This window comes from Bacillus sp. NPDC094077, from assembly GCF_050279465.1.
Lineage (GTDB): Bacteria > Bacillota > Bacilli > Bacillales > Bacillaceae_G > Bacillus_A.
The window spans coordinates 214,441-235,970 of record NZ_JBNNUF010000001.1 but is presented as its reverse complement, the minus strand read 5'-3'; the positions used below and the strand labels follow the sequence as shown (position 1 = coordinate 235,970).

Sequence of the window (21,530 nt, the reverse complement as noted above, 5' to 3'; positions counted from 1 at the left end):
TTGAGATCCAGTGGCCCCAGTAGCGCCCGTGTTACCCTGAGGTCCTTGAGGTCCAGTAGCACCCGTAATACCTTGAGGCCCTTGAGATCCAGTGGCCCCAGTAGCGCCCGTGTTGCCTTGAGGTCCTTGAGATCCAGTGGCACCGGTAGCGCCCGTAATACCTCGAGGTCCAGTAGCACCAGTAGCACCGGTAGCGCCCGTAATACCTCGAGGTCCAGTAGCACCAGTAGCACCGGTAGCGCCCGTAATACCTCGAGGTCCAGTAGCACCGGTAGCGCCAGTAGCGCCCGTAATACCTCGAGGTCCAGTAGCACCGGTAGCACCGGTAGCGCCCGTAATACCTCGAGGTCCAGTAGCACCAGTAGCACCGGTAGCGCCAGTAGCGCCCGTAATACCTTGAGGTCCAGTAGCACCGGTAGCGCCAGTAGCGCCCGTAATACCTCGAGGTCCAGTAGCACCAGTAGCACCGGTAGCGCCAGTAGCGCCCGTAATACCTCGAGGTCCAGTAGCACCAGTAGCACCGGTAGCGCCCGTAATACCTCGAGGTCCAGTAGCGCCAGTAGCGCCCGTAATACCTCGAGGTCCAGTAGCCCCGGTAGCGCCAGTAGCGCCCGTAATACCTCGAGGTCCAGTAGCACCGGTAGCACCAGTAGCGCCTGTAATACCTCGAGGTCCAGTAGCCCCGGTAGCGCCCGTAATACCTCGAGGTCCAGTAGCCCCGGTAGCGCCAGTAGCGCCCGTAATACCTCGAGGTCCAGTAGCCCCAGTAGCCCCGGTAGCCCCGGTAGCGCCCGTAATACCTCGAGGTCCAGTAGCCCCGGTAGCACCAGTAGCGCCCGTAATACCTCGAGGTCCAGTAGCCCCGGTAGCGCCAGTAGCGCCCGTAATACCTTGAGGTCCAGTAGCCCCGGTAGCGCCAGTAGCGCCCGTAATACCTCGAGGTCCAGTAGCCCCGGTAGCGCCAGTAGCGCCCGTAATACCTCGAGGTCCAGTAGCGCCAGTAGCGCCAGTAGCGCCCGTAATACCTCGAGGTCCAGTAGGGCCAGTAGGGCCTCTGCCAAACGAAGCTGAATTAACTAGAGTAGTTTGTAACTCTGCAATTAATTTAAGTAGTTCTTGGAGTGTGCAAGGATCAATTCGGAATAACTTTGTAATGTAAAGTAAATAATTAATTAAAATTTGGAGTTCAACAAATACAGCATCTGGTGCGAAGGTTGGATTTTTTAATATAGTTATTAAGTTTTTTATAATAGCTAACCCTTGTGCTTTCAGGGAGGAAGTAGCGTCTAGCGAACAGATAAATTTGCTTAGTAGGTTCAATGTATCGATTAGATCTTCAATGTTTTTTGGGGAAGGATTTGCGAAAAGTTTTGGAATTATTTTTATTAAATCGTTAATGATTGCTCGGAAGGTTCTAATTTGGCTTTTAGAAATTGGGAAGGATGGGGTGTTTGGGATTCGTCCAGCGCTACTTGGAAAACATGGCTTGGAGAATTTATTTTGACTGTCGTTATAACGAGACATTAAATCTCTCCTTTCTCATGAGAATGTGAACGCAACTCATCATAGTAGATGCAGAAATTAGTTAAATGGTCATAGTAAAATGATTTGTTTAAAGAAAAAATAGAAAAAACGCCTTATTGTAAGGCGTTTTTTCTATTTTCTGCGTATTGATAATATCGTTTTAGTGAAATTTTTGATTTGAATCCAGCTAGTTTTATAATTTCTGACTCTGGAGTTTCTTTTTTTATTAAGTTTAAAATATAGGTGTTACGAAAGTGTTGTCCTGAGATTCCTTTGCGTAAATTAGCTCTAGCTACTTCAAGGCGAATCATTTTTTGGATAGCGATTTCTGTTAATCCCTTCGGCGCATCATTTTCGTATACCCACCTGTATGTTCCGCGGTTAAAATCAAATGCGACAAATAATGGGTCATTGCTATGGTATTTAGGACGAACTGGTTCTGGGATGCTTTTGTAATACGTGTACAGTTGTTTTTTGTCTTCGTTTGTTAATGTGATTGTTCGTTCTACTCCTGCGGCTGCTGGGATAGACAAAGTGTTAGTTTCGAAGTGGACGTGATGCATAGCTAGTGCTGTAAGTTCTTGTAAGGATAGTCCGTAGTCAATTAACAAATTTAAAATAGCGATATTGCGATCCATCAATAACGGTCGCACAGGACGTTGTTTTTCTGAAAGCCCTTCTAATGAAGTGGCTATATGCTTTAATTTTTTCTCTTCGTCGGACGAGATGAAATCTTCGCTACGTAACGCACGATTTGGTTGGATAACAATTTCCATGTTCTTTAATGGATTGGGAATATTTAAAAAATGGTACATTCTATTTAGTACAATAAATACACGGTGCATTGTTTTATCAGAGTAATGTCGATTCTTTTTTAGGTCGGAAAAATAATCTTCATAGTCTTTTGTACAAAGTGTAGCCCATATATTACTGGAAGGGAGCTTTTTGTTTTTTTCTAACCAATGTCCGAAATCTTCAATGTCATAAACATACCGTTTAATAGTTGAAGATTTTCGGCCTTTATTCAATAAAAAAATAGAAAAGGCTTGTATTGTATCATGGAATTCCGTTGTCTCCATAGTCCCACCACCTTAATTATTTCTTATATTATAGCAAATTTTTCTGAAAATAGGCATTTACAAGGGGGACGGGAATAATAATATTTGGTGAGTGGATAAAATGAGGTGATTGTATGGAACAATCGATGCGAAAGAAAAATAACAATCAAATTAATATTGTGTTAAATCATCGAAAGAAAATTTCTTTACCGGCGTCAGAAAATAAAACGGTAATTTCAAGTGAGACTACTACTAAACATGAGATGCTTCAGAGAATTGAAGAAGAGATGGGGAAGCTTGTTGGGATGGATGATATAAAAAAGATAATAAAAGAAATATATGCTTGGATTTATGTAAATAAAAAAAGACAAGAAATGGGGTTGAAGTCTGAGAAGCAAGTGCTCCATATGTTGTTTAAGGGGAATCCAGGTACAGGGAAGACAACTGTTGCTAGAATGATAGGAAAATTGTTGTTTGAGATGAATATTCTATCAAAAGGGCATTTAGTTGAAGCTGAACGTGCTGATCTTGTAGGAGAGTACATCGGACATACAGCTCAAAAAACAAGAGATTTAATAAAAAAAGCAATGGGAGGTATTTTGTTTATTGACGAGGCGTATTCATTAGCTCGAGGGGGAGAGAAGGATTTTGGAAAGGAAGCAATTGATACGCTCGTAAAGCATATGGAAGATAAACAACACGGTTTTGTATTGATTTTGGCTGGATATTCAAGAGAGATGAATCATTTCCTTTCGTTAAATCCAGGACTGCAATCTCGTTTTCCGTTTATTATTGAATTTACGGATTACTCGGTAAATCAGTTATTGGAAATTGGGAAGAGAATGTATGAAGAGCGTGAATACCAGTTATCAAAGGAAGCGGAGTGGAAATTTAGAGATCATTTACATGCTGTAAAGTATTCGTCGCAAATTACATCGTTTAGTAATGGGCGATATGTACGGAATATTGTTGAAAAATCGATTCGTACACAGGCTATGCGGTTGTTGCAAGAGGATACGTATGATAAATATGATTTAATTGGGATATCAAGTATGGATTTGATGCTTGAAGAGGAGACGCACAGTACGTAAACTGTGCGTCTGTTTTTGTGTATAAGTTCGTTTACTCTTTTTTTGCTTTCTCTTGGTAAGATTTATGGAAGCGTTCCATTTTAGCGCTCTTTTCGTGTGCTGAATTTGGATCGTGTCCAAATTGGTTTACTGAGCTTTTTTGAGCTCCTTTATTAACATGGTTTGTCATTTGCATTCACCTCGCTTTAAAAATTAGTATAAACATTATGTAAAGAAAAACTCATTAGAAAAGAAAAACCTCTTTACGATATGTAAAGAGGTTAGGTTGCTATTTATGCATTGAACGTTCTTTTGTGTCGATGCGTCTATGTGGTAAATGCCATTTGTAATGAATAGAAACCATGCGGAAGCAAACAATTAAAATGAATAAGGTGTAAAGGGCCCAATCGCTAACGATAATTTTAGCTCCAATTAAGAAGCCTGCTAGAATTGTCCAAAAAGCATATACTTCAGCTCGAAGGACGAGAGGCTTTCTGCGGGCCAAAAGATCACGAATAATACCACCGCCAATACCAGTTAAAACAGCTGCTACGATTGTAGCGCTAATTGGTAAATCTAGTTTTTGGGCATATAATGCCCCTTGTACGGCGAATGCTGATAAGCCGATGGCATCAGTGATGTTTTCCCATTTTTTCCAATGTTTAATTAATTTATTTGGAAAAAGAAAAATAATCGTCATTGATAAAAGTGCGATTTGGAATAACATGTCTTGTTGCCAAAACGCGACAATCGGATAACCGATTAGTAAATTACGAAGGGCACCTCCCCCAAATGCGGTTGCCATTCCTAAAATATACACCCCGAAAATATCATAATCCTCTTCCATTGCAACGATGGCTCCGCTTAGTGCGAAAGCGATTGTGCCTATGATGCTAAAAATCTCCCATGCCATGAATTTTCTCCCCCGCTAACTAGATGAAATGTGCTTCCTCTGCTATTATATTAGAAGGTTTAAATTTCGAAAAGGATGAGTGAACATATTTGATGGAAGAAAAAGAAAAAGTCATATTAGTAGGCTGCCAATTGCCACAAGATGATGATGAAAAATTTATGCATTCCATGAAAGAGCTTGCCTCGCTAGCGAAGACTGCGCGAGCAGAAGTGTTAGTGTCAACAACGCAAAAACGACCGAAGTTTCATCCGGCGACTTATATAGGTAAAGGTAAACTAGAAGAGCTTACAATGTTAACTGAAGAATTAGAGCCGGTCGTTATTATATTTAATAACGAGTTAACGCCGAGTCAAATTCGGAATTTATCCTCAGTACTAGATGCGAGAGTAATCGATCGAACACAACTAATATTAGATATTTTTGCGCAACGTGCGAAATCGAGAGAGGGTAAGCTTCAAGTAGAGTTAGCTCAGTTGCAATATACAATGCCGCGTCTTATGGGACAAGGGTTGTCTTTATCGCGTCTTGGTGGTGGTATTGGAACAAGAGGGCCGGGTGAGACAAAACTTGAGACGGATCGTCGTCATATTCGATCACGTATTGATGAAATAAAGAAACAACTTGCGGTTGTTGTGGAACACCGGAAAAGATATCGTGAGAGAAGAAGAGATAATAAAGTATTTCAAGTTTCATTAATAGGATATACAAATGCAGGGAAATCTACATTGTTTAATAGATTAACGGAAGCTAATACGTTTGAAGAAAACCTTCTGTTTGCAACATTAGATCCGACGACAAGGAAGATGTCGTTACCTTCTGGTTATACAGTATTACTGACCGATACGGTTGGTTTTATACAAGATTTACCTACGTCATTAATTGCTGCTTTTCGTTCAACGTTAGAAGAAGCTGGTGAAGCAGATGTTATTTTACATGTTGTTGATTCCGCAGATCCTAACTATGTAGGGCATGAACAAACGGTAAAGCAATTGTTGTCAGAACTTGAAATTAATCATATTCCTATTATTACGTTATATAACAAGAAAGATGAATTACATCAAAACTTTATTCCGTTTCCGGAAAGTGACTTTTTAATGACTAGTGCTTTTGAACAAAGTGATTTATTACATATAAAAGAAGCGATAGAAACGAAGATGAAGGAAGAAATGGTTTGTTATCAAGTGGAAATTCCTCCAAGGGAAGGTAAGTTGTTAACGCTATTAAAGACGGAAACACTATTAACAAAGATGGAGTTTCTGGAAGGTAAATTTGTATATAATTGTACAGGGTATATATTTGCTCATTCGTCGCTTAATGGGCAGTTAAAGAGATTTTTAGTGGAAGAAGGAGAAAATAATAATGTTTGATCGTTTAAAAAATGGAGAAAAAATTGCTCCGATCGTAAAAGAAGTAGAGAACCAAATTACGGAAGTACATAAACGTGCGGAGGAAGTAATTGAAAGTAATCAATTTCGTGTATTAGAAAGTTTTCGTAAACATAAAATTAGCGATTCGCATTTTATTCCGACGACAGGTTATGGTTATGATGATATTGGTCGTGACACGTTAGAAAAAGTGTATGCTGATGTATTTGGAGCGGAAGCTGGTCTTGTTCGTCCGCAAATTATTTCGGGTACGCACGCTATCTCTACAGCGTTATTTGGTATTTTACGCCCGGGAGATGAGTTGTTGTACATTACTGGCAAGCCGTATGATACGTTAGAGGAAATCGTTGGTGTGCGCGGGAAAGGTGTAGGTTCATTTAAAGAATATAATATTGGGTATAATGCAGTTCCGCTGACTGAAGAGGGGCTTGTTGATTTTGAAGCTGTTGCAGCTGCGATCTGTAGTAACACGAAGATGATTGGTATTCAGCGTTCAAAAGGGTATGCTACTCGTCCGTCGTTTACTATTTCTCAAATTAAAGAAATGATTGCGTTTGTTAAAGAGATTAAACCTGATGTTGTTGTGTTTGTTGATAATTGTTATGGTGAGTTTATTGAAGAGCAAGAGCCATGTCATGTTGGTGCGGATTTAATGGCGGGTTCTCTTATTAAAAACCCAGGCGGTGGAATTGTTAAAACTGGTGGTTATATTGTCGGGAAAGAACAGTATGTTGAAGCTTGTGCATACCGTTTAACATCTCCAGGGATTGGTGCAGAAGCGGGAGCATCCTTATACAGCTTACAAGAAATGTATCAAGGTTTCTTCTTAGCGCCTCATGTTGCGGGGCAAGCGCTAAAAGGAGCGATATTTACAGCGGCATTTTTAGAGAAGTTAGGAATGAACACGTCACCAGCATGGAATGAGCCGAGAACGGATTTGATTCAATCTGTTCAATTTGATGATAAAGATCGTATGATTGCCTTCTGCCAAGCGATTCAATATGCATCTCCAATTAATTCGCATTTCACTCCGTATGCAAACTATATGCCGGGTTATGAAGATGATGTAATTATGGCTGCGGGAACGTTTATTCAAGGTGCAAGTATTGAATTGTCTGCTGATGGTCCGATTCGACCACCGTATGTTGCATACGTGCAAGGTGGATTAACGTATTCGCATGTTAAAATTGCGATTTGTTCTGCAATTGATGAATTGATTGAAAAGAATTTGTTAACAATTTCTTAAAGGGAAGCTGTCGATTTCGACAGCTTTTTTTCGTATCAAAGTAATGGTTTGTGCCATTAGAAAAAAGAATGAAAAAATTTTTAAAAAAATCATGTAAGAAAAGCTAACATCTATTGACACTAAACATAACATGATATAAAATGAGAAGCAGTTAAGGCGAAGGAGGAACCGAAACAATGAAAGAAGATAGACGTTCTGCTCCGCTGTTTCCTATTGGTATTGTTATGGATTTAACACAATTGTCTGCACGTCAAATTCGCTACTATGAAGAGCATAATCTTGTTTCTCCAACCCGTACAAAGGGGAATCGTAGATTATTTTCATTTAACGATGTAGATAAGCTGTTAGAGATTAAAGATTTATTAGATCAAGGCTTGAATATGGCTGGTATTAAGCAAGTATTACTAATGAAAGAAAATCAAACAGAAGCAGTGAAAATAAAAGAAGAAACGAAAGAAATTTCAAAAACTGAACTTCGCAAAATACTTCGAGATGAACTACAACATACAGGTAGATTTAATCGAACTTCATTGCGACAAGGTGATATTTCAAGGTTTTTTCACTAAAGATAACTGATTCTGAAGGTGTTTAGAGGGACTAAGGAGGAATTTATAATGGCTAGGTACACAAAAGAAGATATTTTCCGTTTGGCGAAAGAAGAGAATGTAAAGTATATCCGCTTACAATTTACGGACCTTTTAGGAGTAATTAAAAACGTAGAAATTCCAGTGAGCCAATTAACAAAAGCTCTTGATAACAAAATGATGTTTGATGGATCTTCTATTGAAGGTTTCGTACGTATTGAAGAATCTGATATGTATTTATATCCGGATTTAGATACTTGGGTAATTTTCCCTTGGACAGCTGAAAAAGGTAAAGTAGCTCGTTTAATCTGTGATATTTACAATGCAGATGGCACACCATTTGAAGGAGATCCACGTAATAACTTAAAACGTGTATTAAAAGAAATGGAAGCTTTAGGATTCTCAGATTTCAATCTTGGACCAGAGCCAGAATTTTTCCTATTTAAAGTAGATGAAAAAGGTAATCCAACATTAGAATTAAACGATAACGGTGGATACTTCGACCTTGCGCCGATGGATCTAGGGGAAAACTGTCGTCGTGATATCGTTCTTGAACTTGAAGAGATGGGCTTTGAAATTGAAGCATCTCATCATGAGGTTGCGCCAGGCCAACACGAAATTGACTTTAAATATGCAAATGCAATTCGCTCATGTGATGACATTCAAACGTTCAAACTTGTTGTAAAAACAATTGCTCGTAAGCATGGTTTACATGCAACATTTATGCCGAAACCATTATACGGTGTAAACGGTTCAGGTATGCACTGTAACTTATCATTATTTAAAAATGGTGAGAACGTATTCTTCGATCAAAACGGTGATTTACAATTAAGTGATGATGCTCGTCACTTCATCGCAGGTATATTAAAACATGCGCCAGCATTTACAGCGGTAGCAAACCCAACTGTAAACTCTTATAAGCGTTTAGTACCTGGATATGAAGCTCCATGTTACGTAGCGTGGTCTGCACAAAACCGTAGCCCGTTAGTACGTATCCCTGCATCTCGTGGTATTAGTACACGTGTAGAAGTACGTAGTGTTGACCCAGCTGCAAACCCATATTTAGTAATGGCAACATTATTAGCTGCAGGTCTTGACGGAATTAAAAACAAATTAACTCCACCAGCTGCAGTAGATCGTAACATCTATGTAATGACAAAAGAAGAGCGTGAAGAAGCAGGCATCGTTGATTTACCAGCAACATTAGCGCAAGCGTTAGTTACATTACAATCTAACGAAGTAGTATGCGGTGCACTAGGAGATCATTTACTTGAACACTTCATCGAAGCAAAAGAGATTGAGTGGGACATTTTCCGTACGCAAGTTCACCAATGGGAACGCGATCAATACATGTCTCTATACTAAGAGACTTAAACCCTTGACACACAACGTGTCGAGGGTTTTTTTATTTTGTGGGTAAAACACTTTTATTTGAAAGTAGAGTAATTCACCCACAAAACACCCACAAAAAAATCAAACTTACCCCAATACGTTATTCATATAAGCTTCAAACCCCGAAATAGAATCTTTGTTAATTTTATCGCTGATAGGAGGGTAAACGTTAGAAGTGATTTCTATACTCTTATGTCCTAGTCGACCTTGAAAGTATTTCATACTTGCACTAGACTCTAATAAAAGAACTGTATGAGTGTGTAGGATTGCATGTCCTAATTCATACGCACAAACAGTTCTTTGCATAGATGGAGACAAATGATTATTAATAACGATGAAACAATTTCTTTTTTCATATTTATAAAATCCGTTTATTTCTTCCATTCTTTTTGGGTTTGCTATTCACGAAAAAGTAATTGTGAATGGTTCGTATCAATACAAAGTAGACAACAGTAAAGGCAAAACATACTATGTAACTGCTAATCCAGCCTATGTGTATGCGAGATGAAAATTATAAAAGCAGAACCCTCATAGGGTTCTGCTTTTATTTGTTGTAATTAATTTTCTTTATCTAGTGTAAATCCCCAGATCGGTTCTACTTTTTCAATTACCTCAACATCTTCTAGTCTTACATCTTTTACGAATTCACCACGATCAGGTGAGGACATTCCTAAATCTTTTCCTACTTTCGGATCAATCGTATATATTGAAACGGTTCCTCTGTCTTTATTTTCTCCAATAATTCGAAACATAATTTCTTTATGCTTGGCAAAAGGTGTAATGTCATATGCTGTTTCTAACTCGGATTTTTCAACTTCTTTTATAAATAAATTGGGATTTCTTTCGTAGGGTGTAAAACCGTTTTGTAAGTCCTTTTGATTTGTAGAAGCTAATATATACCGATTATCGATTTTTGATATACTATATTCCGTTCCTTTATATACTGCATACTCATCTCGTCTAATCATTTTCATACTTCCTTTCTTAGTCCTTAGTCACAGCTGGAATAAATTTTTTATCTAGCTCGCTATATATTCCTACCAATCGTTCCTTTCCATTTACAACTTCATATATTTCTGCTCCATCATGTGGTCTTAATTTCTGTGGAAATTGAGATTCATATTCTGGAATAATATTCCTGTTTTCGGATATTACAAATCCATTTCCTGTTTGAGGATATTGTAAGTAGTCACTAGGTTTTTTATTTATTGGGTCAAAGTTATCGCATAAGGGATAAAAAGTAAGTGTAAACGGTTCGCTACAATATAAAGTACACAATAGAAAAGGAGGAAATATACTATGTTACGACAAATGAAGCCTTTGTGTATGTGAAGTAGAAAAAAGTAAAAGACCACCTGTAAAGGGCGGTCAAAAATCGTTCTTACTATTTATTTTTTAATGCTCTTTTTAAGAGTTCAACTATTTGTTCTAGCCATTCTATAGGGGAAAGGTTTAAAGTAGGAAAATAAATTTCGGCATTATATTTAATGAATTCTTCTTAATATATTTAATAAGGTTAAAGAAAATACAGATTCTTTTATTTATTACTCCCTGTTAAGATTTAGGTACCAAATGTTAACAGGGAATTTTGAAGAAGGGCTTGAAGGGTTAGAATACATAAAAGATATGCCGGATGGTTTATTAAAATACTACTATCACTTCTTTAAATTTATTTATGCAACAGAAATTGGAAACTACAATAGTGCAGAAAAACATCTTGAGTCTGCTAGTGATTTGTTAGATATGATGTCCGATGAAAAAGAAAAAGCAGAGTACCATTATCGTGTTGCGCTGTATAAATATTATATTTCACAACCTACTTTAGCAATTAATTATGCTACAAAGGCTCTCGATTATTTTTCAAGCCATGAAGGCTATGAGACCAAAAAGGGAGCGTGTGAAAATACATTAGGTATGGCTTGTATCACTTTAGAACAATTTGAATTAGCAGAGGAATATTTAATTTCTGCTCTAAATATGTTTCAAAAATTTGATGAACACTCGCTGGTTTTAAAAGTCCGTAGCAATTTAGGAGTACTGTATGCCGAACAAAACTTATCAGATTCAGCAATACGCCATTTAGAGGAAGTATATAAAGCATGTCAACATACAAAATTGCATTATCAAAGAAGGGTAATATTCCTATTAGCTCGGGAACATATTAAATTAAAACAGCATAATGATGCAGCTTTTTATATTAAAGAGGGCCTGAAGGATTGTAATCAAGAATATAGTTATCACCTAAATATTATGGAGTGTATAAATAACAATGAATCTATAGCGAAGTTAGAAGAAATTATAAATGAAGCACTTTCGTATTTTAAAGAACAAGAATTATGGAAAGACATTCAAATTTATACCGAACTATTAGCAGGTAAATGGTATAATGTGGGTGAAAAGGATAAGGCGTGTGAATATTATCACTTAAGTCATGAAGCGAGAAATTTATTAAAAGAAAAGGGGCGTTTAAAATGAAAAAGATTAAAATTACATTAATGGGTTTAATCGGTATTGCAGTGTTATCGTTTGGTTTAAATAGTCCTAGTATTGAAAAAAGTGCAGCACCTACACTGAAACAAGAAAATATTATTTCATATTCAGAACATGGTACAGGAATCTAATAAATAAAACATTACCCCCATCAGTTATTAAAGAAATAAATAATTACTAAGCAGTAAAGTATATTAAATAAACAAGGCAGGATGATGACAACATCTTGTCTTGTTCACTTGTGAAAAATTATTGAACTGTAACAAACTTTTTTAGAGGATATTTTAAATAGGAAAGAACAGATGAAAAACTGAAACAAGCCTAAGCTATTTAGGTTTGTTTCAGTTTGTGGGGCACCCCCAACTCACCCACAAAAACAAAAAAGTGATGAATCACTATGAAACATCACTTTTATAAAACCTTGATAAATCAACGCTTTTGGCTTGATTTAAACCTTGATGAATTCAGAGGATATATTCCGCATGCAAGTTCACCAATGGGAACCCGATCAATATATGTCTCTATACTAAGAAAAAAAGCCCTGATACTACGGTATCAGGGCTTTTTCGTCATTTATCTACAGCGAATTGCAGTGAATGTTGTCGTAATTTTTGGGGTGTAATTAAGAAGTGATTTAACAAGAATAATTTGTATTGACTCGTTCTGTATAAAGAACTAAAATGGCATTAATTAGGAGTTTTTATATATTTGAAAAATAAAAAATATTACTGTTATTTCTGTTTTTATGGGAATTTCAACTGGAATCTCATTGGTATTAAATGAGGGGGAGAAGTAATGAATAAGGAAATAAATTTAAAAAATCTATTTACTGTTATATGGAAAAGGGTGTGGATACTACTATTGTTTACGACTCTCACAACGGTAGGGGGAGCGATGTATAGTATGTACATGAAAACGCCTTTGTATGCCTCCTCAGCAAGAGTTATTGTTCAAGCTAATGCTGAAACGATGAATACATTGAAAGCGATGGTAAATGAGCCTGTAATATTAGAAAAAGTAGCTGTTGAATTGAATATTAACAGATCTGCAGGTGCATTAAGTGGGCAAATAAGTGCAGAAAGTGTACAAGGATCCCAGATTATGAGAATAAATGTAGTGGACAAGGATCCTGTGCTTGCGCATAAAATTGCAAATGCTACAGCTGCTGTTTATAAGAAAGAAGTAGCGAATATACTGAATTTTAATAATGTGAGTATACTACCAGAAGACCCAATCCAAAAATATTCGATGCCTATAAATATAAATCACTTTAAAACGATATTAATTGCATTCTCTATAGGTATGGTGCTTAGTATCGGTTTTATTTTTTTATTGGATTCACTTGATGAGAGAATAAAATCAGAACGACGAATTGAACAATTGTTAGATGTCCCTGTTTTGGGCGGGATTTCTAAAATGAATAGGAAAAATATGAAAGACAAATTCAGTGAAAAAAATACAGTGGTACTGGGGGATGGAACGGAGTGGCCTACAAAAATAGACGAAAAACCAATAAAGTTAAAGGAGAAAGTGTAATTGCTTATACAGCTCCAAGATCGAAAATTTCGGAGCAGTATCGTTCGCTTCGAACAAACCTTCAATTATCTTCGTCTATTCATAAAATCAGAACGATAGTTATTACTTCTCCGAGGTATGGTGAAGGAAAATCAACGATTACAGTTAATTTAGCAGTCTCAATAGCGCAAAAAGGTGAGAAAGTATTGATAATAGATGCAAATTTACGAACACCCACGATTCATGAAATGTTTGGAGTAGAAAATACAGTTGGATTAACTGATATATTGAACGGAAAAACAAATTTAGAAGGCGTTGTAAAAAAAACAGAGATGGAACGTCTTGATGTATTAACTAGTGGTCCAGTACCATTCAATCCATCTGAAGTACTTGGTTCAGATGAGATGGATATATTAATTCAAAAGGCAATGGAACGGTATGACATCATATTATTTGATTCTTCTCCTGTATTAGAAGTAACAGATACGAGTGTATTAGCTGATAAGTGTGAAGGAGTACTATTGGTGATCCGATATAATCGTACTGTGAGTGAAGATGCGCTTGAAACGAAAAGAGCGCTAAGTTTTACGAAAAGTAGAGTGTTGGGTGCAGTTTTGAATGGGAAAGTATAAAGGGGATTTAGAATATTAAATTTAACCTTTGTACATAAAAATGTTCGTAATAAAGAAGAATTAATAGAACTGTGATGTGGTGATGTCTCCTGACCGCTATCAATGGAGGCACTCGATTATGCTGTGGGTTGTGAAAACAACCTTAGATGCGAGTCATCAAAAGTGTAATGTGAGGGAGGGTTAGATGCCCATGTTTTATTAAAGTTTCTAATTATGTGCTTTTAATAAGAGGATATAATTAGAAACTTTAAATTTGAAAGAGTTATGTAAGGAATTGATTAAAGGAGGAAGTAATATGACGTATCGCCGGAGGATATCGTTATTGCTTTTAATGGATTCACTGATTGTATTAAGTGCTATTTTTTTTAGCTATTTCTTTGTAAATGCTAGCTTTAGTGTGATCACTCTATCATCAGTTATTAGCTCTATCACTTTATTAGTCAGTCATCATTTGTTTGCTTTTATTTATAAGTTGTATAAAAAAGCTTTGGAATATGCAAGTATAGGTGAGTTGCTAATTATATGCAAGGTCGTTACATTTTCTATACTTACTACAGCAGTTGTGCAGCAACTATTCATGCAAAAAATGTATTTTCGATTATTAGTTGTAACTTGGATGATTCATATTTTATTAATTGGCGGTTCCCGCTTTATTTGGAGAATGTATAGAGATATTTATTATGTAAAAAAGGGTGATAAAAAAAGAACGTTAATTGTTGGTGCTGGATCAGCTGGGACGATGGTTGCAAGACAGTTGTTGAAGAATAGCGCTGCTGAATTAATGCCAGTCGCGTTTATTGATGATAATGTCAAAAAACATAATCTTGATATTTGGGGAATTCCGGTAATAGGTGGTATGAATCAAATTGATTACGTTATTAAAAAATTGAATATTGAGATAATAATTTTGGCAATTCCTTCGCTAAACAAGAGAGAGAGAAATGTTATTTTAAAAGATTGTTTAAAAACAAAAGTTAAAACTCAAATTCTTCCAATGTTAGAAGACTTAGTAACAGGTAAGGTTTCAGTGAATGAATTTAGAGATGTTCAAGTAGAAGATTTATTAGGGCGAGATCCTGTAGAGTTAGATGTGGATATTATTTCAGATTATATAACTGATAAAGTTATTTTAGTTACTGGTGCAGGTGGATCGATTGGTTCGGAAATTTGTAGACAAATTGCGCAATTTAAGCCGAAAAAATTGATTTTATTAGGGCATGGAGAAAACAGTATTTATTCCATAGAAATAGAATTAAATGAAAAATATAACGATATGAAAGGCGTGTTTATTCCAGAAATCGCAGATATACAAGATGAAAAGAAGATGCATTTAATAATGAATAAACATCTTCCCAATGTTGTATATCATGCAGCCGCACATAAACATGTACCATTAATGGAGAACAATCCTGAAGAGGCTGTTAAAAATAATTTGATTGGGACTATAAATATAGCAGAGGCCGCGAGAACACATGGAGTAGGAACGTTTGTCATGATTTCTTCCGATAAAGCGGTGAACCCGACGAGTGTTATGGGAGCAACAAAGAAATTAGCTGAGATGGTCATTCAGCACAAAGATAAAATAAGTCATACAAAGTTTGTTACAGTACGTTTTGGAAATGTATTAGGTAGCCGCGGGAGCGTCATACCTTTATTTAAAAAACAAATACAAAATGGTGGACCAGTTACAGTTACTCATCCTGATATGGTTCGTTATTTTATGACAATTCCGGAGGCATCTAGACTCGTAGTGCAAGCGGGGGCGTTAGCTAAAGGAGGAGAAATTTTTGTACTGGATATGGGAGAACCGGTAAAAATAGTTGATCTTGCTAAAAATCTCATTCGATTATCAGGAAACTCTTTGGATGAAATAGGAATAGAATTTACTGGTATACGCCCTGGAGAGAAGCTTTTTGAAGAATTACTAAAAGAAGATGAAATGAATGAAAAGCAAGTTCATCCGAGAATTTATGTAGGGCAAGAAATGAATGTTCGTATAGAAGAAATAGAAGAGCTTATTTCAAATTATACAGATTTAAACGAAGTAGAATTAAGAAAGCGATTGTTAAACTTAGTAAATCAGCGTAAAACTTTAAAGCTATTAATACCAGTATCAGGTTAATAGCGAAAATTTATAATAAGACGGGTGCGTGGGAAGGTGTCTAAAAAAGTTCTGTTTTGTGCAACTGTGGATTATCATTTTAAGGCTTTTCATTTACCATATTTGAAATGGTTTGCAGACCGAGGATGGGATGTACATGTTGCGGCGAATGGGAATATACCTCTTCCGTATGTAACTCAAAAACATAATATTACTCTTCAAAGATCGCCTCTTAGCGTACAAAACTTTCATGCATATAAAAAACTCAAATCAATTATTCATCAAAATAAATATAATATCATTCATTGTCATACGCCTATGGGAGGAGTAATTGCTCGCCTAGCTGCTAGAAAAGTGCGGAGAGAAGGCACAAAGGTTATATATACAGCGCATGGATTTCACTTTTGTAAAGGATCATCATTCATAAATTGGCTTTTATACTATCCAATCGAAAGAAGTTTAGCTAATACTACGGATTGTCTTATAACAATTAATCAAGAAGACTACAATTTAGCGGTAAGACATCGATTTCAGGTGGGGAATATTAAACTCGTTCATGGTGTAGGGGTGGATATAGAACGATATATTCCTATTACTGAAAGTGAAAAGGAGCAATTAAGACTTAAAAATGGTTATAAGTCAAAAGATTTTTTGATGTTTTATGCAGCCGAATTTAATAAGAACAAAAACCAAAGCTTCTTAATTCGATCATTAGCACAGTTGAAAAATGAAATTCCACATGCGAAGCTTCTACTTGCTGGTGAAGGGCCGTTAATGGAAGAGTGCAAAAAAATAGCGACTCAACTAGGAGTAAGTAATATGGTTCACTTTCTTGGTTATAGAAATGATATAGCCTCTTTGTTGCAGATGTGTGACCTAGCCGTTGCATCAAGTTATCGGGAAGGTTTACCAGTTAATATTATGGAAGCTATGGCTTGTGGACTTCCAGTTATCGCTACTGACAATAGGGGGCATAGGGAGTTAATTATTAATAATAAAAATGGTTGGATTATAGATCGTGATGACATAAAGACGATGTCTGAAAGGATAATTTCTATTTCTAAAAATAATAAATTAAAAGCTCAGTTTGGGCAGTATGGACGTACTATTATTAAAAGTAAATATTCAGTTAATGAAGTGTTAAAAGAGAAACAAGAAATTTATACAACATATATGGATGAAATGGAGGATTTAAATTGGGCGCTCCATTAAGAGTATTACATGTAGTCGTAAATATGAATAGAGGCGGAGCCGAAACTTTAATTATGAATTTGTATCGTAATATAGACCGCTCAAAAGTACAATTTGATTTTTTAACTTGTAAAGAGGGTGTATTTGATGAAGAAGTAGTAAAGTTAGGCGGAAAAGTTCATAGAATTCCATATGTTACAGATGTTGGTCATAGGGGCTATATAAAAGCATTAGATACCTTTTTTAACTCTCATCCACAATATAAAATCGTTCATTCACATATGGATAAAATGAGTGGGTTTGTGCTTCGTTCAGCTAAAAAGGCGAAGGTGCCAGTTAGGATTGCACATAGTCATAATACTAGTAGTGAAGGTGGTACAGCTGCAAAAATCTATAAATGGTATGCAGGAAAATCTATATCCGCTTGTGCAACACATTTGTTAGCATGTTCAAATGCTGCTGCCAGGTGGCTATTTGCGGATAAAGCCGATGTAGCAAGAATTTTAAAAAATGGAATTGATTGTGATAGATTTTTGTTCTGTCCAGAAATGCGAACAGAAGTAAGAGAAGAATTACAAATTAAGCAAGACGCTCTTGTTATTGGCCATGTTGGAAGGTTCGCTCATCAAAAAAATCAGACCTATCTTATAGAATTATTCGCGCAGTTAACTCGATTTAGGCCGAATTCAATGCTTTTATTAATTGGCGAAGGGCCGCTTCGCGTGGGAATTGAAAATAAAGTAAAGGAATTGAATATGGAGAAGCATATAAGGTTTCTTGGGATACGAGACGATATAGAAAGGATACTTCAAGCATTTGATGTATTTGTTTTTCCATCTTTACATGAGGGATTGCCACTCACTCTCATAGAGGCGCAAGGAGTTGGTTTGCCTTGTATTATATCTGATGCTATTACGAAAGAAGTGGACTTGGGAATGAATCTAGTTGAACATGTTCCTCTAACAGATAAATTGACTTGGATAGAAAAAATAAAAAATATAGAAACTAGTAATTTTTCGAGGAAAACATCAGCTCAAGTATTATTAGAAAAAGGATACGATATAAAACATACAGCTGAATTAACTCAAGACTATTATTCCGTACTTTCGAGGTGAGTAATTTGGAGAATTTAACGATTTTCACCCCTACTTATAATAGAGCGTATTGTCTTGCAAATTGTTATGAGAGCTTAAAACGTCAAACATGTAAGAATTTTGTATGGTTAATAATAGATGATGGATCTAGTGATAACACAAAAGAATTGGTGGATAGCTGGATAGCTGAAAAACATATCAAAATTATGTATCATTGGCAAAAAAATCAAGGGATGCATGGTGCTCATAATACAGCATATGAAATGATTGATACGGAATTAAATGTTTGTATTGATTCTGATGATTATATGCCAGATGATGCTGTAGAAAAAATCCTGTCTTTTTGGAGTAGCTACGGGAATGATGAGGTAAGTGGAATGATTGGACTGGACTTGTATACAAATGGGCAAATAATTGGCTCGAAGTTACCAGAGAACCTTAAACACTCCACGCTTTTTGATCTTTACAACAAACATGGTGTCACAGGTGATAAAAAATTGGTCTATCGAACAGAATTGACTAAGAAATATCCGTACCCAATTTTTAAAAATGAAAAATATGTAGGGTTAGCATATAAATACTATATGTTAGATCAACAGTATGAGATGTTACTTATGAACGAAGCGCTTTGTTATGTGGAATACATGGCTGATGGATCATCAATGAATATGCTAAACCAATATCGTAGAAACCCAAAAGGTTTTGCTTTTTATCGCAAGGAACTTATGAAATTACCATTTACTAATCGACTATTTAAGTATAGGCAAGCTATACATTATGTATCTAGTAGTTTCATATCGAGAAATAGAAGGTTTATACAAGAATCGCCATGTAAAGGACTGACACTTTGTGCACTGCCATTTGGGATTATCCTTTATAGTTACATTACAATGAAAACAAAAATAAAAAGTAAACATATAGGGATTTAATTAGTAATTAAATGAGAGGAAATAACAATGACTATACTTTGGATGAATCTTGCTATAGTATTCATACTCGCATTTTTTGCAAGGTATTTTGCTATACCTGTAACTAATAATTTTGCAATGATAAAACCAAATAGATTGTTGGTTTTAATAGCGGCTCTATCACTTGTATTGGTAGCGGGACTTCGGAATAATATTGGAGATACTTATTTTTATATGCATGCATATAAAATAACGGAGTTTAATTGGGAATATGTTCAAACTAACAAAGACATGGGCTTTAATATTTTTCAAATGGTTTTGAAAAAATATACGGATGATCCTCAAGTAATGGTTTTTACTACAGCATTGATAACAAATGTACTCATTGTAGCAACACTATATAAATATTCAAGACTAATTGAATTGAGTTTATATGTTTATATTACATCAGGTATGTATTTAACATCAATGAATGGGATTAGGCAATATTTAGCCGCTGCAATTATTTTTGCTGCCACAAAATATATTTTTGAAGGAAAATGGAAAAAATATATGGCAATTGTATTATGCGCATCAACATTTCATGCAAGTGCATTAGTTCTTATGCCAATCTACTTTTTTGTAAGAAAAAAAGCCTGGTCAGGAACGACATATTTGCTTCTTTTTTTAGCAGTATGTGTAGTTATAGGTTTTAATCAGTTTTCGGAAGTTTTATTCTCGGCTATTGGAAATACTCAATATGGTCAATATAAGGAATTTCATGAAGGTGGTGCCAATATACTTAGGGTTGCTGTGAATATAGTGCCAATTATACTGGCTTACCTTGGGAAGGATAAAATGAGGGCGTTATTCCCTGAAAGTGATTATATTGTAAATATGTCCATATTAGGTCTTGTTTTTATGATTATTTCAACACAAAATTGGATATTTGCTAGATTCTCCATATATTTTGGATTGTATCAGTTAATATTAATTTCTTGGGTTGTAAAGTCATTTACAGATAAAGATCAAAAGTTGATTTATTATGCAGTTCTAGTTTGTTATTTTATTTATTTTGTATATGAACATGTAATTACTTTGGGAATTATCTATAAGAGCAACCTGCTTTGATAATAAAGTGTAAAATGCTGGGGGCGAATTGTGAAATGGGGATAGATTATAAACTTAGAACTAAAAATACAAAAAAGGTTTTACACATTGTCAGTGCTCTGAATCGCGGGGGAGCTGAAACGTTATTAATGAATATATACAGGAAAATAGATAGAGGGCAGCTTCAGTTTGATTTTGTATCTCATCGAAACGAGAAAAATGATTACGAAGATGAAATAATTGCATTAGGTGGGAGAATATATAGGGTACCTAGTTTAGGGCAAATAGGACCTTTTGCCTATGTTAAAGAACTTGTAAAGATTATGTCGGATAATCAATATGAAGCTGTACATGCACATACGGATTATCAAGGTGGTTTCGTTGCTGTAGCGGCAAAAATAGCTGGTATAAAAAAGAGAATTTGTCATTCACATAGTAATAATTGGCCACAAGAATCTAGAATAAAAGCAAGAGTTATTCTAAAGGTTTTGCAATCTATTATTAAATATGCTGGAACTAATTATTGTGCGTGTAGCGTTGAAGCAGCACGTTTTTTATTTGGTGAAAGGATGCTTCATAGTAAGAGGATAGAACTGATTAAAAACGGTATAGATATTAATCAATTTACTGATATAGATATTGGAAGTAGTGTCAGTGTAAGAAAGGAACTTAGTATACCGAATGCAGCAAAATTAATAGGGCATATAGGAAGTTTTTCAGAGTCAAAGAATCATATTTTTATCTTAAAAGTTTTAAAGCAAATTTTAAAAAGAGATTCAAATTTTGTTGCTATTTTGGTAGGAGATGGCCCATTAAGGAGTTCTATTGAATTAAAAGCAAAGCAATTAGGGATTTTTGAAAATATTAGATTTTTGGGAGTTAGGAAGGATATTCCACGCCTCATGAAGAGTTTTGATGTTTTTATTTTTCCTTCTTTATTTGAGGGGTTTGGTATTGTGACTTTGGAAGCACAATCTGCAGGTGTACCATGTGTTGTAGCAGATACGCTACCTAATAATACTGATATGGGGTTAGGAATAATGTCATTTATTGGTTTAGATGAAGAAATAGAAATATGGTGTAAAGAAATTTATAAGGCTTTGTTAAAAGAAAGACCTGATAGGGAATTTATAATTAACAATATTTCGAAATTAGGCTTTGATATTAACAATAATATTCACGAATGGCTATCGTTATATGGAATTGTGCGCAAGGAAGAAATAGGGTAATCAAATTTGTTTTCATTTTATACGTCTGATGTATAAGGGGATTTGTTGTGCAAAACAGCAAAATACTAATATGAAATGAAGAAAAGAAATCAATAATAGATTTTGTGAG

General features: G+C 35.7%; 19 protein-coding genes and 4 pseudogenes. 16 read left to right on the top strand and 7 right to left on the bottom strand.

What is annotated here, in order from left to right:
• Both ACQKNR_RS01175 and ACQKNR_RS01170 read right to left on the bottom strand, forming a co-directional pair.
• The coding region (locus tag ACQKNR_RS01175; protein ID WP_427314779.1) for a collagen-like repeat preface domain-containing protein at positions 1–1,524 on the bottom strand (1,524 nt) is incomplete at its 3' end.
• A gap of 113 nt (positions 1,525–1,637) precedes the next feature.
• A complete protein-coding gene (locus ACQKNR_RS01170; RefSeq protein WP_427314777.1) occupies positions 1,638–2,603 on the bottom strand; it encodes a tyrosine-type recombinase/integrase in 966 nt (321 codons plus the stop codon).
• A gap of 113 nt (positions 2,604–2,716) precedes the next feature.
• Between ACQKNR_RS01170 and spoVK the strand changes: the two genes are divergently transcribed.
• Positions 2,717–3,673 carry a stage V sporulation protein K gene (gene spoVK, locus ACQKNR_RS01165; RefSeq protein WP_427314775.1) on the top strand — a complete coding sequence of 319 codons (957 nt, stop codon included), beginning with the start codon at positions 2,717–2,719 and terminating at the stop codon, positions 3,671–3,673.
• 31 nt (positions 3,674–3,704) lie between these two features.
• Here the strand turns inward: spoVK and ACQKNR_RS01160 are convergent, their stop codons facing one another.
• Positions 3,705–3,842, bottom strand: coding sequence for a hypothetical protein (locus tag ACQKNR_RS01160; RefSeq protein ID WP_053081360.1), 138 nt, complete (start codon positions 3,840–3,842; stop codon positions 3,705–3,707).
• Positions 3,843–3,941: 99 nt separating this feature from the next.
• Positions 3,942–4,565 carry a trimeric intracellular cation channel family protein gene (locus tag ACQKNR_RS01155; RefSeq protein ID WP_427314773.1) on the bottom strand — a complete coding sequence of 208 codons (624 nt, stop codon included), beginning with the start codon at positions 4,563–4,565 and terminating at the stop codon, positions 3,942–3,944.
• A gap of 92 nt (positions 4,566–4,657) precedes the next feature.
• Here ACQKNR_RS01155 and hflX point away from each other — a divergent pair, with 92 nt between their 5' ends.
• From hflX to glnA, 4 genes are all read left to right on the top strand, one after another.
• On the top strand, positions 4,658–5,932 hold the full coding sequence (gene hflX / locus ACQKNR_RS01150; protein WP_427315790.1) for a GTPase HflX: 1,275 nt from the start codon (positions 4,658–4,660) through the stop codon (positions 5,930–5,932).
• Positions 5,925–7,196 (top strand): aminotransferase class I/II-fold pyridoxal phosphate-dependent enzyme, encoded by a 1,272-nt coding sequence (locus ACQKNR_RS01145; RefSeq protein WP_427314771.1) that lies wholly within the window; start codon positions 5,925–5,927, stop codon positions 7,194–7,196. Before hflX ends, ACQKNR_RS01145 begins: the two co-directional genes overlap by 8 nt.
• Positions 7,197–7,372: 176 nt before the next feature.
• Positions 7,373–7,762, top strand: coding sequence for a transcriptional repressor GlnR (glnR, locus tag ACQKNR_RS01140; protein WP_000656782.1), 390 nt, complete (start codon positions 7,373–7,375; stop codon positions 7,760–7,762).
• 48 nt (positions 7,763–7,810) lie between these two features.
• The gene (glnA, locus tag ACQKNR_RS01135; protein WP_098759997.1) at positions 7,811–9,145 is read left to right on the top strand and encodes a type I glutamate--ammonia ligase; all 1,335 of its coding nucleotides are present in this window, start codon (positions 7,811–7,813) and stop codon (positions 9,143–9,145) included.
• A gap of 114 nt (positions 9,146–9,259) precedes the next feature.
• Here glnA and ACQKNR_RS01130 read toward each other — a convergent pair.
• Positions 9,260–9,553: pseudogene (locus ACQKNR_RS01130) on the bottom strand (ImmA/IrrE family metallo-endopeptidase); the annotation flags it as partial.
• A 10-nt stretch (positions 9,554–9,563) separates the two neighbouring features.
• Between ACQKNR_RS01130 and ACQKNR_RS01125 the strand changes: the two are divergent.
• Positions 9,564–9,680, top strand: a pseudogene (locus ACQKNR_RS01125) (N-acetylmuramoyl-L-alanine amidase); the annotation flags it as partial.
• 49 nt (positions 9,681–9,729) lie between these two features.
• Here the strand turns inward: ACQKNR_RS01125 and ACQKNR_RS01120 are convergent.
• The gene (locus ACQKNR_RS01120) at positions 9,730–10,140 is read right to left on the bottom strand and encodes a hypothetical protein (protein ID WP_427314768.1); all 411 of its coding nucleotides are present in this window, start codon (positions 10,138–10,140) and stop codon (positions 9,730–9,732) included.
• Between the two features lie 416 nt (positions 10,141–10,556).
• A pseudogene (locus ACQKNR_RS01115) lies at positions 10,557–10,670 on the bottom strand (contact-dependent growth inhibition system immunity protein); the annotation flags it as partial.
• A 2-nt stretch (positions 10,671–10,672) separates the two neighbouring features.
• On the opposite strand from ACQKNR_RS01115, the pseudogene ACQKNR_RS01110 reads away from it, so the two are divergent.
• From ACQKNR_RS01110 to ACQKNR_RS01065, 10 genes and pseudogenes are all read left to right on the top strand, one after another.
• A pseudogene (locus tag ACQKNR_RS01110) lies at positions 10,673–11,647 on the top strand (tetratricopeptide repeat protein); the annotation flags it as partial.
• A complete protein-coding gene (locus ACQKNR_RS01105) occupies positions 11,644–11,793 on the top strand; it encodes a Phr family secreted Rap phosphatase inhibitor (RefSeq protein ID WP_000721300.1) in 150 nt (49 codons plus the stop codon). The pseudogene ACQKNR_RS01110 and the gene ACQKNR_RS01105, both read left to right, overlap by 4 nt.
• Before the next feature lie 664 nt (positions 11,794–12,457).
• Entirely contained in the window at positions 12,458–13,198 is a 741-nt protein-coding gene (locus ACQKNR_RS01100; RefSeq protein WP_427314766.1) for a YveK family protein, read from the top strand.
• Positions 13,147–13,809 carry a CpsD/CapB family tyrosine-protein kinase gene (locus ACQKNR_RS01095; protein ID WP_427314765.1) on the top strand — a complete coding sequence of 221 codons (663 nt, stop codon included), beginning with the start codon at positions 13,147–13,149 and terminating at the stop codon, positions 13,807–13,809. The genes ACQKNR_RS01100 and ACQKNR_RS01095 overlap by 52 nt, the downstream gene beginning before the upstream one ends.
• A gap of 295 nt (positions 13,810–14,104) precedes the next feature.
• Entirely contained in the window at positions 14,105–15,931 is a 1,827-nt protein-coding gene (locus tag ACQKNR_RS01090; RefSeq protein ID WP_427314763.1) for a polysaccharide biosynthesis protein, read from the top strand.
• 36 nt (positions 15,932–15,967) lie between these two features.
• Positions 15,968–17,122 carry a glycosyltransferase family 4 protein gene (locus tag ACQKNR_RS01085; protein ID WP_427314761.1) on the top strand — a complete coding sequence of 385 codons (1,155 nt, stop codon included), beginning with the start codon at positions 15,968–15,970 and terminating at the stop codon, positions 17,120–17,122.
• The gene (locus tag ACQKNR_RS01080) at positions 17,107–18,216 is read left to right on the top strand and encodes a glycosyltransferase family 1 protein (RefSeq protein WP_427314759.1); all 1,110 of its coding nucleotides are present in this window, start codon (positions 17,107–17,109) and stop codon (positions 18,214–18,216) included. The genes ACQKNR_RS01085 and ACQKNR_RS01080 overlap by 16 nt, the downstream gene beginning before the upstream one ends.
• A 5-nt stretch (positions 18,217–18,221) precedes the next feature.
• Complete coding sequence (locus tag ACQKNR_RS01075; protein WP_427314757.1) at positions 18,222–19,124, top strand: glycosyltransferase family 2 protein; 903 nt, start codon at positions 18,222–18,224, stop codon at positions 19,122–19,124.
• A 27-nt stretch (positions 19,125–19,151) separates the two neighbouring features.
• Entirely contained in the window at positions 19,152–20,213 is a 1,062-nt protein-coding gene (locus ACQKNR_RS01070; RefSeq protein ID WP_427314755.1) for an EpsG family protein, read from the top strand.
• A gap of 35 nt (positions 20,214–20,248) precedes the next feature.
• A complete protein-coding gene (locus ACQKNR_RS01065; RefSeq protein ID WP_427314753.1) occupies positions 20,249–21,421 on the top strand; it encodes a glycosyltransferase family 1 protein in 1,173 nt (390 codons plus the stop codon).
• Positions 21,422–21,530 lie beyond the last annotated feature (109 nt).